Here is a 13822-nt window from a genome sequence, read left to right as displayed (position 1 = left end):
GGTACGGGGAAGGGGCGGCGGAGGTGGGGTGGAGGTGGGGTGGCAGGGCGCGCGGTCGGGGACTGGAAGGGCGGCGATGGGGCGGCGGGGCGTGCGGTTGCGGACGGGCTCAGTCGCGGGCGCCCTGGGGGGTGGGCGCCGGCCCGCACTCGGCGGCCTCCAGCAGGGCCCGGGTGTACGGGTGGGCGGGGGCCGACCACAGGGTGTCGGCGCCGCCCTCCTCGACCACCCGGCCGTGCCTCAGCACCAGCACCCGGTGCGCGATCCGGCGGACCACCGCCAGGTCGTGCGAGATGAACAGGTAGGCCAGGCCGGTGCGTTGCTGGAGTCCGGCGAGCAGGTCCAGCAGGCGTTCCTGCACCGCGGGGTCCAGGGCGGAGGTCGGCTCGTCGCAGACCACCAGGTCCGGCCGGGTGGCCAGGGCCCGGGCCACGGCCACCCGCTGGAGCTGCCCGCCGGACAGCTCCCGGGGGTAGCGCGCGGCCAGCTCGGCGCCCAGGCCGACCTGCCCGAACAGCTCCGCCACGGCGGCGGGCCGCTCCCGGCGCGGGGTGCCGTGCAGGCGCAGCGCGGTGGCCACCGCCTCGCCGGCCCGCAGCGCGGGGTTGAGGGAGCCGCGCGGGTGCTGCGGCACGAACTGGAGCCGGGCGCGGACGGGCCGGGCCCGCCGCCCGCGCAGCCCGTACGGGTCCTGTCCGGCGAACCGGACGGTGCCCTCGTCGGGGGCGAGCAGGCCCAGGGCGAGCCGGGCCAGCGTGGACTTGCCGGAGCCGGACTCGCCGACCAGGCCGACCGTCTCGCCGGGTGCCACCCGCAGGCTGACGCCGTCCAGGGCGAGGCTGCCCCGGCGGAAGCCCTTGCGGACCTCGGTGATCTCCAGCAGCGGCGTGCCGGCGGCGGACTCGGCGCTCATCGACGGCCTCCCGGTTCGGCGGCCACCAGGCCATCGGCCGGATCGGCGGCACCGGCGGCAGGGGCGGCACCGGCGGCAGGGTCGGCTTCGGCATCGGCATCGGCATCGGCCGCGGTGCCGGGACTCGCGCCGAGCACCTGCTCGGTCGGCCCGGTGCCGAAGATCCGGCCGGCCCGCAGCACGGCCACCCGGCCGCCGATCCGGCGGGCCGCCGTCAGGTCGTGGGTGACCAGCAGCAGGGCGATGCCGCGCTCGCGGCGCAGCTCGTCGAAGAGGTCGAGGACGCGGCCCCGCACCAGCGCGTCCAGGGCGGTGGTGGGCTCGTCCGCGATCAGCAGCTCGGGGCCGCAGCAGACCGCGATGGCGATGGCCGCGCGCTGGCGCAGCCCGCCGGAGAGTTCGTGCGGGTACGCGCGGGCGACGCGTTCCGGCTCCGCCACCCCGGCCTCGGCGAGCAGGGCGGGCACGGCCTCCCGGGCGGCCCGGCGGCCGTCGGCCCGCCGGTGGCGCAGCAGGACTTCGGCGAGCTGCGGGCCGATCCGGCGCAGCGGGTCCAGCGAGCCGGTCGGGTCCTGCGGGACGTAGCCGATCCGGGCGCCGCGCACCCGGGACCAGCCCCGGGCGTCCAGGGCCCGCAGGTCGGTGCCGGAGAGCGTCACCGAGCCGCTGACCCGGGCCCCGCGCCCGGGCAGGCCGAGCACCGCACGGGCGGCAGTGGTCTTGCCGCTGCCGGACTCGCCCAGCAGGACCAGCGCCTCGCCCGCGTCGACGGAGAACGAGACCCCGTCCACCGCCCGGACTCCGCCGGGGTACTCCACGGCCAGTCCGGCCACGTCCAGGACACTCATCGGCCCGCCTCCGGAAGGTGTGCTCCGCTGTCGCCGATCCGTCGGCGCAGCCGCTCGCCGAGGGTGTTGCAGACCACCGAGACCAGCAGGATCACCAGGGCCGGCTGCACTGCCACCCACGGGTGGGTGAACAGGCTGGGGCGCAGCTCGTCGAGCATCGCGCCCCACTCGGCGGTGGGCGGCGCCACGCCCAGGCCCAGGAAGGACAGCCCGGCCGCGTACACCACGGACAGGCCGACCAGCGAGGCCGCGTACACCAGCACCACCGGCGCGACCACCGGCACCACCTGGCGCACCGCCAGGTCCAGCCCGCCGGCCCCGCTGACCCGGGCGGCCTCCAGGTACTCGGCGGTGCGGATGCGCCGCACCTCGGTGAAGGCCACCCGGGCCACCGCCGGGGTGAGCACCACCGAGAGCGCGAGCACGGTGGCGCCCAGGCCGGGCCGCAGCAGGGTGGCCACCGCGATGGCGAGCAGCACCCCGGGGAAGGCGTACAGCACGTCGAGGGTGCGCAGCAGCGCCTGCTCGGTGACCCGGCCGCCCAGCCCGGCGGCGATGCCCAGCAGGGTGCCGGCGGTGACGGCCACCAGCACCGGTACCAGGCCGCCGACCAGCGAGGCCCGGCCGGCCCAGATCAGCCGGCTGAGCACGTCCCGGCCCTGGCCGTCGGTACCGAGCAGGTGGCCGGGGGCGCCCGGGTCGAGCAGCCGGTCCTCCAGCGAGCCGGCCGCCGGATCGTACGGGGCCACCAGTGGCGCGCCGAGGGCGAGCAGCACCAGCAGGGCGGCGGCCCCGGCGGAGAGCAGCAGCAGGACGTCCCGGGGGGCGCGCCGGACGGCTCCGGGCTCGACGGGTCCGGCGGGTCCGGCGGGTTTGGCAGGTCCGGCGGACTTGGCGGGCTTGGCAGGCTTGGCGGTCAGTGTCACGGTCAGCTCCGCACGCGCGGGTCGATCGCCGCGTGCGCGGCGTCCACCAGCAGGTTGATCCCGACGAAGGCGACCGCCACCACCAGCACCCCGCCCTGGACGAGCGGCAGGTCGCGGGCGGTCAGCGCGTCGTACAGCAGCCGGCCGACGCCCGGCCAGGCGAACAGGGTCTCCACGAAGACCACGCCCTCCAGCAGGTAGGCGAGTTGCAGGCCGCCGATGGTCAGCAGGGCCGGCGAGGCGTTGTGCACGCAGTGCCGCAGCACCGCGAACCGGCTCAGGCCGCGGGCCCGCAGGCTGTCCGCCAACTCCCCCGCCAGCACGGCGGAGAGCGCCGCCCGGAACACCTTGGCCGTCAGGCCCAGCGGTACGAGTGCCGCCGCCACGGCGGGCAGCACCAGGTGGCGCAGCAGGTCGCCCGCGCCGCCGCCGCCGAACACGTCGTGGGTGCCGCCGGCCGGCAGCCAGCGCAGGTTGACCGCGAACACCGCGATCAGCAGCAGCGCCACCGAGTACTGCGGCGCGGAGACCGCCAGCGTGCCCAGCGCGTCGCAGAGCCGGCCCAGCGGGCCGTTCGGCCGCAGCGCGCCGAGGGCCCCCAGCAGCACCCCGCCGGCCAGCACCAGCAGGAAGGCGGCGCCGGTCAGCAGCAGGGTCTGGCCGAGCGCGGAGCCGAGCAGTTCGGCCACCGGGCGCTGCGCCGAGATGGAGACCCCGAGGTCGCCGCCGGCCACCCCGCCCAGCCAGCCGAGGTAGCGCAGCGGCAACGGCTCGTCCAGGCCCAGTCGTTCGGACAGCTCGCGGCGGGCCTCCGGCGGGGCGCCCGGCCCCAGCAGCGCGGTCAGCGGATCGCCCGGCACCAGGGCCACCGTGGCGAACACCACCACCGTCACCCCGAGCAGGGTCGGCACCGCGAGCAGCAGGCGGCGCAGCAGGAACCCGGTCATCCGCGCACCCCTCGGGGCTGGGCCGCGCCGGGTCGGGCGGCCGTCCGGTGGTCGGCGGCGGGCATGGCGGGATTCCTTTCCGGACGGGGGCCGGTGGCACCGGCGGGCGGTCTGCGCGGGACCTTCGAGGGGGCGGCCCTGGGGCGGGCCGGGACGCGCCGGAACGGTCCGGGGCACGTCGGAACGGCTCGGCGCACCGGGTGGGCGGCGGAAGGCCGACGTCATGAAGGTCGCTGATGGGCGGCGTTGACAGCCAGTCAGCAGTTCATGCTGTTACCCCTGGTCATAGGATCGGCCGCGCGGGGCATCCGACTACCGCCTCCGCCGGACCGCCCTCCCGTCCTTGACCTGCTACGAGGCCCGGAACTACCCTGATGGCATGGCAATCCGGCGGACCGGCTTCACCCTGGTCGGTATCGGCGGCTCGTGGCACCGCAGGTGTTTCGACGAGCTGTGTCCTCGCGCTCTCCAGCGCTGACGCCGAGCCCCGACCCCGGCAGCAGCGCTCCCGCACCAGGCCCGTGTACGCCCCGCCGCCCGCCGCCTCCGGCCCGCGACCTCCGTACCAGGCCCCGCCGCAGCAGCCGTGCCCACGAGCCGGCCCGCCACGTCCGAGGGGACCGCACCCGCCATGCCGCAGTACGCCCTGTCCCAGTACGCCCCCCAGCGCGCCCTCCCCACCGGCGCCCGCGACCCGCATCCGCACCGGGTCCCGCACCGGGGCAGCGCCCGCCGGCTCTCCCACATCGGCGTCGGCCCGGTGATCGGGGCCGAGGCACTGCACAGCGAGATCGACAACCCGCTCGACCTGATCGTCGGTCACCAGCTGCTGGCCGAGCCCGGCCCGCAGCCCGCCGCACCGACCGCCGCCTGCGACTGCGGGCACCCGATGTGCGGCAGCGAGGAGGCCGCGGCCGGCGCCACCCGGGTCTTCCTGGTCGAACGGCACCCCGTGGCCAGTGCCGGCCTGCGGTCCGTACTGGCCACGGCGCCGGGGCTGACCGTGGTCGGCAGCACCGGGGACCCGGCCGCCGCCGTGGCCGCCGTCCGCCGGGTCCGGCCGGACATCGTCCTGCTGGGCCGGGGCGCCTCGCTCGGCGAGGACCTGGCCGCCGCCGCCGCCCTGCGCGGGCCGGAGGGCGCCCCGGACACCCGGGTCGTCCTGCTGAGACGCGCCGAGTCCACCGCCGAGGCCAGCCGCATCCTGCTGGCCGGCGCCGTCGGCTGCTTCCCGCTGGACCTGCCCGAGGACCGCATCATCGGCGCCGTCCAACTCGCCGCCGCCGGCGGCTCGGTCTTCCTCCCCGCCCCGCCCCCGGTCCGCGTCCACCCCGCCAGCCTGGCCGGCCAGGCCGCCGAACCGCCCCTCCAGCAGGTCGGCCTGACCGAACGCGAACGCGAAGTCCTCGCCCAGCTCGCCCGGGGCCTCAGCAACGCCGAGATCGGCCGCGAACTCGCCCTGGCGGAAGCCACCGTGAAGAAGCACCTCACCTCCGCCATGCGCAAGACCGGCCACTCCGACCGCCTCCGCGCCGCCCTCTACGCCCACCGCCACGGCCTCGCCGGCTGACCCACCACCGACCTCGGGGGCGCGAGGAACCACGCGCAACGCCAGACCCCCACCCCGCACTCAACCCACCCGCAACCGCCCACAACCACCCCCACCCGCCCCGCTCCCACCCCGCTCCCACCCCAGCCACCGCATGCCCCCGAGGGCGACCTTCGGCGCACTCCCGGTCTCCGATCGTCGCCACCAGTGGGTCCGTTCGGGGCTACTCCCCCCACCACCCCCCTTCATACGGTTGCGACACCGCGATCCGCCGAAGGGAGTGACCCGTTGAGCATTCCGCCCGAGGGTGCCGTACCGTCCGCGCCGGCCACCGCCGTTCTGCCGGTGGCCGGCCCCGGTCTGCCGCCCGAGCTGCCCCCGTCCCCGTACCGTTCGATGTCGGACGCCGAGCGTTCCGCGCTCTGGCGCCGCCGCCTGCACGAGGCCGAGGCCGGCCTGACCAGGTTCCTGGTGTCCCGTGGGGACGAGGTCCACCTGACCGACTGGTTCGCCCTGCAGTCCGCCGTGTTCGCGGACCTCCCCGAGGAGGGTTCGGCCGGCGCCCCCGAGTGGCAGCGGGTGTTCTTCCGGGGCCAGGCGCTGATGGAGCGCTTCCTGGTGTCCCGGTACGGCGAGCCGGTGCTCGCCGAGTGGGCCCGGTCGAACGCCGAGGTGCACCGCGAGGTGGAGCCGGACTACGGCCGCGGCGCCGCCGACCCGATGCACCGCCTCGCCCGCCAGGCCGAGCTGTACGGCTCCGACTACGAGTTCGACGAGGACCACGGCACCGGCCAGGACCCTGCGGAGCACTCCGCGCTGACCATCACCCACTGCGCCATCTGGGACTACCGCGAGCAGGCCCGCCGCTCCGGTGTCCGCCTCACCCTGGCCTCCCCCTGCACGTACTGCACGGAGGCGGTGTCCTCCAACATCCGCGCCAAGGGCTTCCGCCCGGCCGTCCGGCTGCTGAGCGGACCGACGGGCCACGGCTGCCGCTGGGAGGCCTCGGCCCCTTCCGATTCCGACCCCCGCCAGGAGGCGTGATGTGCGGCGTGACAGGCTGGCTGGACTGGGAGGCGGACCTGCGCCGCGAGGAGCGGACGGTCCGGGAGATGACCCGCACCCTGGTGTGCCGGGGCCCGGACGCCGAGGGGGTGTGGCTGTCCCGGCACCTCGCGCTGGGCCACCGCCGGCTGTCGGTGATCGACCTGGACGGCGGCGTGCAGCCGCTGGCGGACGCCCCGCACGCCCCGCAGGTCGTCCTGGGCTACAACGGCGAGCTGTACAACTACCGTGAGCTTCGGCGGGAGTTGGAGGCCTACGGGCACGTCTTCCGGACGGACTCGGACACCGAGGTGCTGCTGCGCTCGCATCTCCAGTGGGGCGCCGCCGCCCCCGAGCGCTTCAACGGAATCTTCGCCTACGCCCTGTGGAACGCCCGCGATGAGGAACTGCTGCTGGTCCGGGACCACCTGGGGATCAAGCCGCTCTACTGGCACGCCCACCGCTCGGGGGTGCTGTTCGGCTCCGAGCCGAAGGCGCTGCTGGCCAATCCGCTGTTCCGCGCCGAACTGGACGCCCAGGGTGTGGCCGAGCTCTTCGCGCTGCCCGCCGCGCCGACCGCCGGCCACGGGCTCTTCCGGGGGCTGAACGAGGTCCGGCCGGGCCGGCTGGTACGGGTGACCAGGTCGGCGACCACCGAGGTCCGGTACTGGCGGCTGGAGTCGCGCCCGCACGAGGACTCTCCGGAGCGCACCCGGGCGACGGTCAGGGAACTGCTGGCGGACGCGGTGGAGCGGCAGTTGCTGAGCGACGTGCCGCTCTGCACCCTGCTGTCCGGCGGGGTGGACTCCAGCGCCATCACCGCGCTGGCCGCGATCGCCCGGGAGCGGGCCGGCCAGGGCAAGATCACCAGCTTCTCGGTGGACTTCCCCGGCAGCGCCGACCGCACCCCGGACGCCTGGCGCACCACCCTGGACGCACCGTACGTGCACGCCGCCGCCGAGCACATCGGCACGCTGCACACGGCCGTCCTGGTGCCGGACGACGACCTGCTGCCCGCCCGGGACGTGGTGCTGGCGGCCCGCGACCGGCCGGGCTGGGGCGAGATGGACGCCTCGCTGCACCTGCTGTTCCGCGAGGTGCGCCGACGTTCCACGGTGGCGCTGTCCGGCGAGGCGGCCGACGAGATCTTCGGCGGCTACCCGTACTTCCACGACGCGGCGGCGCTGGCCTCCGGCACCTTCCCCTGGCTGCACGGCCGCGCCACCCCGGCCGACCTGCTGCGCGCGGAGGTGGCGGCCGAGGTCCGCCCGGCCGAGTACACCGCCGCGGCCTACCGCGACTCGATCGCCGACGTCCCGCGCCTGGCCGGCGAGTCGGCAGCGGACGCCCGGGTGCGCGAGGTGTTCCACCTGGCGCTGACCCGCTGGCTGCCGCCGCTGCTGGACCGGGTGGACCGGGTGTCGATGTCGGTCGGCCTGGAGGTCCGGGTGCCGTTCTGCGACCACCGGCTGGTGGAGTACCTGTGGAACGTCCCCTGGGCGCTGAAGGCACCGGAGGGCAGACCGAAGGGCCTGCTGCGGGACGCCGTCCGGGACCTGCTGCCGCCGCAGGTGGCGGACCGGCCGAAGAGCGGCTACCCGTCCACCCCGGCCGTCCGCTACACGGAGGTGCTGACCGAGCGGGCGCAAGCCCTGCTGGCCGACCCGCAGGCGCCGGTCTTCGACCTGGTGGACCGGGCCGCCGTACGCCGGCTGCTGGCCGAGGGCCGGCCGCTGCCGAGCCCCCGCACCGCGCCCAACCCGGTCGGCGGCCTGGACCACCTGGTGCAGCTGGACGAGTGGCTGCGCGCGTACCGGGTGGCGCTCCGATGAGCCCGGTGCGCAGGCGCGGGCCGGTGGAGCCGCAGGACGTCCGGGCGGCCGCCCGCCACTGGACGACCGGGGTCGCGGTGCTCACCGCCCGGGACGGCGACGAGGTCTTCGCCAAGACGGTCTCCTCCTTCGGCACGCTCTCCCTGGACCCGCCGCTGGTCAGCGTGGCGGTGGCCGCCCGCAGCCCGCTGGCGGCGGCCGTCCGGGACTCCGGCCGGTTCGCGGTGTCGGTGCTGAGCGCCCGCCAGGAGGCCGTCGGACGCCGCTTCGCCACCCCGGGCGCGGGCCGGGCGCTCGGCATGTTCACCACCGTGCCGATGCGGGTGGAGGCCACCGGCGCGCCGGTGGTCGACCACTGCCTGGCCTGGTTCGACTGCCGGCTGCACGCGATCCTGCCCGGCGGCGACCACGCCCTGCTGGTCGGCGAGGTGGTCGCCGCCGACGGCGCCCCGGGCGAGCCGCTGCTGTACCACGACGGCCGCTACCGCGCCCTGGCCCACCCGCTCGCCGATCCGGCCCTCACCGGTCCCGCACCCGCCCTCACCGACAAGCAGCCCACCAACAAACAGCCCGCCGACAAGCAGCTCACCGACAAGCAACCCACCGACGCCCCGACCATGACTTCGACAGGAGCCACCGCATGACCCTGCTGGACACGCCGGCCACCGGACGGGGACTGCTCACCGGCGAGCGGTACCTGGCCGAACTCGACGACGGCCGCGAGCTCTACCTGGACGGCAAGCGCGTCGCCAACCCGGCCGAGCACCCCGCCTTCCGCCCCGCCGCCCTGGAGCTGGCCCGACTGCTCGACCTGCAGCACGACCCCGAGCACCGCGACCTGCTGACCGTGCGGGACCAGGACACCGGCCGCCGGATCGCCCGCGCCTACGCCCCGCCGCGCACCCTGGAGGACTTGCGCCTCCAGCGCCGCAGCGCCGAGTTCTGGCACGCCGAGGCGCTGGGCCAGCACGGCCGCTCGCCCTCCTTCATGGCCTCCATCGCGCTCGGCGTCTACGACTTCCGCCACCAGCTGGCCCGCAACGACGAGCGGTTCGGTGCCAACGCGGAGGCCTGGTACCGGCACTGCGCCGACAACGACCTCGTCCTCTCGCACGCGCTCGGCGACCCGCAGATCGACCGCTCCGCCGATCCAGTGGAGGAGCCCGACCTCGCCCTGCGCGTCCTGGAGGAGAACGAGCGCGGCATCGTGGTGCGCGGCGCCAAGCAGCTCACCACCCTCGCCCCGCTGGCCCACGAGGTGCTGGTCTACCTCTCCGCCTCCTTCACCCAGCGGCGCGGCGAGCAGTTCGTGGTCTGGTTCGCGCTGCCGCTGAACACCCCCGGCCTGGTCACCCTCTGCCGGGAGCCGCTGGGCAGCACCCCGTGGGGCCACGACCACCCGCTCGGCGCCAAGTACGACGAGCAGGACGCGATGCTGTTCTTCGACGACGTGCTGGTGCCCTGGGACCGCGTCTTCCTGCTGCGCGACGGCGAGCTGGCCCGGGTGGGCCTGGGCCGGATCAACGCGTGGAGCGCCTACATCGGCCACGTCCGCTACCGGGAGCGGCTGCGCACCCTGCTGGCCACCGCCACCCTGGTCGCCGAGTCGATCGGGGTGAAGGGCTTCCGCAACATCCAGGAGGACCTGGGCCGGCTGGCCGGGTACGCGGAGCTGACCGAGTACTTCCTGGACGCCGCCGAGGCCCGCGCCCGGGTCACCGACAGCGGGCTGCTCGCGCCGGGCGACACCGCCGCCAGCCGGGTCTGGTCCGCCGAGGTGGCGGCGAGCGCGGTGGAGATCGTCCGGAAGATCGGCGCCTCCGGCCTGCTGATGCAGCCCACCGCCGGCGACCTCGCCAACCCCCGGCTGCGCCCGCACATCGACCGCTACATGCGCGGCAAGGACATCGACGCCGAGCACAAGTCCCGCCTGTTCAGGCTGGCCTGGGAGCTGACCGGCGACGGCTTCGGCCAGCGCCAGGACCTCTACGAGTACGTCCACCGCGGCGACCTCGCCCGCAACCGGATCAACATCTTCAACCGCTACGACCAGAGCAGCACCCGCGAGCGGCTGCTGCGCCTGATCGACACCGCCCCCGAGCCGCACGCCGCCACCGCGGCCGGCACCGTCCCCGAGGAGGCCCGGCAGTGACCGCATCCGCCATCGAGATCCAGGCCGGCACGCTGGCCGGCTACGCCGACGCCAGCCGGCTGCGCCAGGTCCAGGACCGCGACTGGGTCCTCGACCAGGTCACCGGCAACCCGCAGACCCTGGTCGACCTCGGCAGCGGCATCGGCCAGTTGCTGGAGACCGCCCTCGACCGCCACCCCTCGCTGCGGCTCGCCGTCGGCCTGGAGCGCTCCGAGCACCGGATAGCCGAGGCCACCGAGCGACTGACCCGCTTCCCCGGCCGCACCGTCCTGCACCGGGCCGACCTGACCGATCCGAAGCCGCTGGACGTCCGGGCCGACGTGGTCACCATGACCTCGGTGCTGCACTGGCTGTACCCGGTGGAGCACCGCGTCTTCCGCTGGGTGGCCGACCGGCTGGCCCCCGACGGCCGCTTCCTGCTCACCACCTACCACCCCGCCCGGGACGCTCACGGGCTCGGCGGCGAGGACGAGATCGTCCGCGACGCGCTGATCGCGACCGGCACCGAACCCGCCCTGGTGCCACAGGTGTTCAGCGAGGGCGAGGTGCTGCCGATCGCCACCCGGACACGTACGGTCGAGGACCTCGCCGAACTGCTCGGCGGGTTCTTCACCGTGGAGTCGTACCTGGAGCGGGACGCCGTGGTCACCGTCCGGGACGCCGCCCAGTACGAGCACTTCCACGCGGCCACCTTCGGCGACTACTACAGCCGGCTGGTGGCCCCGGCCCGGCGGCCCGCCTTCTTCACGGCCGTCGGCGAGAGCGCCGCCCGCCGGCAGGCCGAACGCGGCTGGGTGAGCCACATGCCGGTACGGCTCTGGCGGTTGGCGCCGCGCTGATCCGCCCGCGCCACCGGGCGCGACCCGCCCGTACGGCTGCCGCTCTAGTCTGAGGTACGACGCAGCCCCGCCCCCCGAGGAGCCAACGCCATGTCAACTCCCCTCGCCAGCCAGGAGCTCGGCGCTTTCCTGCGCGCCCACCGCGAGCAGCTCAAGCCCGCCGACGTCGGCCTGCTGTCCACCGCGCGCCGCCGTACCCCGGGCCTGCGCAGGGAGGAGGTGGCCTCGCTCTCGGGGGTCGGGCTGGCCTGGTACACCTGGCTGGAGCAGGGCCGGGTGACCGCCTCCCGGCAGGTCCTGGAGGCGGTCACCCGGGCGCTGCGGCTGGACGCGGCCGGGCTGCGGCACGCCATGCGGCTGGCCGGCTACCACGAGCCGGCCGCCCCGGCGGACGGCGCCGCCGCCCGGCTGGCCGGCGCCGTCCAGCCGGTGCTGGACTCCTGGCCGGCCAGCCCGGCCGTGCTGCTGGACCACCACTTCGACCTGCTCGGCTGGAACGCCGCCTGGGCCGCGCTCTGGGGCCCGCCGGAGGCCGTCCCCGCCGACCGGCGCAACCTGATGTGGCTGATGGCGGCCGACCGCCGACTGCGCGGTGTGCTGCACGACTGGGAGCCGCTGGCCATGAACGTCTTCCAGCACTTCCGCGCCCAGGCCGGCCCGGCCCTCGCCGACCCGCGCACCGGCGAGCTGTACCGCCGGCTCGACCAGGACGCACCGGAGCTGCGCCACTGGTGGGGCTGCCACTCGGTGGCCGAACTGACCGCCCGCACGGTCACCGTGGAGCCGGCCGGCGTCGGGCCCGTCCGGCTCTCGCTCTCCTCCTTCCACCCGGTGGACGACCCCTCCGCCCTGGTACTGCTCTTCACCCCGGTCGCCGCCGAGGACCGCAGCCGGATGACCGACCTGGTGGACCGCCCGCTGCGCCCGCTGCCCGGCCGGCAGGCGGGCTGACCGCACCTCCCCGGCACACGCCGAAGCCCGTACGGAACCCCGTACGGGCTTCGGTGCTCCCCTCCGGCGCCGCTCAGCCGGCCGCCTGCCGGTTCCGCAGCGAGGTGCTGACCAGCAGGGCCCCGGCCACGGCCACCACCGCCAGCACCGTGCCGACCACCAGCGTGCTGTCCGCCGCGTCGCCGTAGGCCCCGATCGCCCAGGCGCCCAGCCCGGTGCCCGCGTACATCGTGGAGGTCAGCCAGGCGCTGGAGGTGGCCCGCAGCTCGGGGGCGACCGTGCCGGCCAGGGTCTGCTGGTCCGTCACGAAGCCGCCGCTGGCCACAAACCAGACGACCACGCCCACCAGCGTCACCACCAGGCCCGGCCCCTTGACCGTGAGCAGGATGCCGAGCGTCAGCAGCGCGCCCCAGACCGGCAGCAGCGGCAGGTTGTGCCGCCCGGCGGCGCGGGCCCGGTCGCCCAGCCGCCCGCCGAGCAGCGAACCGGCCACACTGCCCGCGCCGACCAGCACGCCGACCAGGCCGAGCGCCTGCACCGAGAGGTCGAAGCGCTGCACCAGCACCACCCCGAGGAAGGTGAACGCCCCCAGGTTGGCGGCGTTGAAGACGGTGTTCACCAGCAGCGCCCGCCGCAGCACCGGGTCGCCCCAGCCCGCCAGCAGCGCCCGGACGGCCCCGCCGGAGGCCGGCCGCTCCGCCGCCGGGTCGCCCGCCGGAACCTGCCGCAGCAGCAGCGGCACGGCCAGCGCCGTACCGACGGCCAGCGCCCAGAACGCCGACCGCCAGCCCGCCGCCCCGGCCAGGAACCCGCCCAGCGGGACGCCGATCACCTGGCCGCAGGAGAACAGCGCCATGCCCAGGCCCAGCGCCCGGCCCCGGACGGCGTCGGGGGCGGTCTCGGCGATGTGCGCCCAGATCGCCGGGCCGGCCGCGGCGGCGGCCAGCCCGGCCAGCGCCCGGGAGAGCACCAGGCCCGTCAGATCGGTGGAGACGGCGGCCCCGACATTGGAGAGCACGAACAGCACCGTCCCGGCCACCAGCGTGCGACGGCGCCCGAAGCGGTCGCTGAGCAGGCCGAGGAAGGGCGCGAACACCGCGTAGACCAGCACGTACGCGGTGACGCTCGACGCGGCGGCCGCCTCGCCGACCCTGATCGAGTCCGCGATGGTCGGCAGCAGCGGCGAGACCAGGAAGGTCTCGGTGCCGAACAGGAACAGCAGCACGAAGACGCCCGCGTAACGCAACCGGTCGAACGAGGCCGTACCCTCACCGGGCGGGGCTGCGGAGGTACTGGTCAAGGATGATCACTGCCTTCGGGGTGACATAGGGACAGGAAATGCCGCGCAGCCCGGCCATCCTGTCCCCCGGCCGCCCCGCCAACCAGTCGCCCGTTCATCCTGTGACCCCCACTCACAGGCACCGCCTCCCGCCTCCCGCCTCCGGCACCGGCCGCCGCACGGTGGTGCGCAGCACGGTGAAGCCGTGCGTCGAGCAGCCGAGTGCCGGTACCCGGCCACAGGCGCCGCCATCCTGCCGGTCGGCCGAGCGGCGGCCGGCGGAATTCGGCGTAACGCACAACCGCTTCTGGGCCGGCCGTGCGGACCACACCGGGGCCCGACGATGATCCACTGAATGCCGGCAAGGCCACTGCCGTCGAAGTGCCACCACCCGGTGTCGAGCGTGACGTCGCTGTAGATCACCGCCAGCCCACCTGCCGCGCCCGGCGCCCCTGGCGCCAGCGCCCCCACCTCCACCGGCGACTGCCCGCCTACCAGCAAACCCGAACAGCAGAACCGGCCACACCCCGGCCGATGCGGCC

The 13822-nt window shown here is 75.7% G+C and carries 12 protein-coding genes; 7 read left to right on the top strand and 5 right to left on the bottom strand.

What is annotated here, in order from left to right; all coding sequences use genetic code 11:
- Window positions 1–109: 109 nt before the first annotated feature.
- From ACFZBX_RS27220 to ACFZBX_RS27205, 4 genes are read right to left on the bottom strand one after another with little or no spacing between them, the layout of a single operon-like run.
- Complete coding sequence (locus ACFZBX_RS27220) at window positions 110–913, bottom strand: ABC transporter ATP-binding protein (RefSeq protein WP_391536406.1); 804 nt, start codon at window positions 911–913, stop codon at window positions 110–112.
- Window positions 910–1761: an ABC transporter ATP-binding protein gene (locus ACFZBX_RS27215; RefSeq protein WP_391536405.1), complete on the bottom strand. Its 852-nt coding sequence runs from the start codon at window positions 1759–1761 to the stop codon at window positions 910–912. Before ACFZBX_RS27215 ends, ACFZBX_RS27220 begins: the two co-directional genes overlap by 4 nt.
- A complete protein-coding gene (locus ACFZBX_RS27210; protein ID WP_391536404.1) occupies window positions 1758–2687 on the bottom strand; it encodes an ABC transporter permease in 930 nt (309 codons plus the stop codon). The genes ACFZBX_RS27215 and ACFZBX_RS27210 overlap by 4 nt, the downstream gene beginning before the upstream one ends.
- 2 nt (window positions 2688–2689) lie before the next feature.
- Window positions 2690–3634 carry an ABC transporter permease gene (locus tag ACFZBX_RS27205; protein WP_391536403.1) on the bottom strand — a complete coding sequence of 315 codons (945 nt, stop codon included), beginning with the start codon at window positions 3632–3634 and terminating at the stop codon, window positions 2690–2692.
- 631 nt (window positions 3635–4265) lie between these two features.
- On the opposite strand from ACFZBX_RS27205, the gene ACFZBX_RS27200 reads away from it, so the two are divergent.
- The 7 genes from ACFZBX_RS27200 to ACFZBX_RS27170 all read left to right on the top strand — a co-directional run bounded on the left by ACFZBX_RS27200 (window position 4266) and on the right by ACFZBX_RS27170 (window position 12001).
- Complete coding sequence (locus tag ACFZBX_RS27200; protein WP_391536402.1) at window positions 4266–5204, top strand: LuxR C-terminal-related transcriptional regulator; 939 nt, start codon at window positions 4266–4268, stop codon at window positions 5202–5204.
- A 267-nt stretch (window positions 5205–5471) separates the two neighbouring features.
- Complete coding sequence (locus tag ACFZBX_RS27195) at window positions 5472–6227, top strand: hypothetical protein (protein WP_391536401.1); 756 nt, start codon at window positions 5472–5474, stop codon at window positions 6225–6227.
- Complete coding sequence (asnB, locus tag ACFZBX_RS27190; protein WP_391536400.1) at window positions 6227–8059, top strand: asparagine synthase (glutamine-hydrolyzing); 1833 nt, start codon at window positions 6227–6229, stop codon at window positions 8057–8059. The genes ACFZBX_RS27195 and asnB overlap by 1 nt, the downstream gene beginning before the upstream one ends.
- On the top strand, window positions 8056–8703 hold the full coding sequence (locus tag ACFZBX_RS27185; protein WP_391536399.1) for a flavin reductase family protein: 648 nt from the start codon (window positions 8056–8058) through the stop codon (window positions 8701–8703). Before asnB ends, ACFZBX_RS27185 begins: the two co-directional genes overlap by 4 nt.
- A complete protein-coding gene (locus ACFZBX_RS27180) occupies window positions 8700–10211 on the top strand; it encodes a 4-hydroxyphenylacetate 3-hydroxylase family protein (RefSeq protein WP_391536398.1) in 1512 nt (503 codons plus the stop codon). Before ACFZBX_RS27185 ends, ACFZBX_RS27180 begins: the two co-directional genes overlap by 4 nt.
- Window positions 10208–11050, top strand: coding sequence for a class I SAM-dependent methyltransferase (locus ACFZBX_RS27175; protein ID WP_391536397.1), 843 nt, complete (start codon window positions 10208–10210; stop codon window positions 11048–11050). Before ACFZBX_RS27180 ends, ACFZBX_RS27175 begins: the two co-directional genes overlap by 4 nt.
- Window positions 11051–11140: 90 nt before the next feature.
- Window positions 11141–12001: a helix-turn-helix transcriptional regulator gene (locus ACFZBX_RS27170; RefSeq protein WP_391536396.1), complete on the top strand. Its 861-nt coding sequence runs from the start codon at window positions 11141–11143 to the stop codon at window positions 11999–12001.
- 73 nt (window positions 12002–12074) lie between these two features.
- Here ACFZBX_RS27170 and ACFZBX_RS27165 read toward each other — a convergent pair whose 3' ends face one another.
- Complete coding sequence (locus tag ACFZBX_RS27165; RefSeq protein ID WP_391536395.1) at window positions 12075–13301, bottom strand: MFS transporter; 1227 nt, start codon at window positions 13299–13301, stop codon at window positions 12075–12077.
- Window positions 13302–13822: the final 521 nt, after the last annotated feature.

This window comes from Kitasatospora sp. NPDC008115, assembly GCF_042957205.1.
Taxonomy (GTDB): Bacteria; Actinomycetota; Actinomycetes; order Streptomycetales; family Streptomycetaceae; genus Kitasatospora.
Note: the sequence above shows the minus strand (reverse complement) of the source record. Positions and strands in the feature narration are given on the sequence as shown.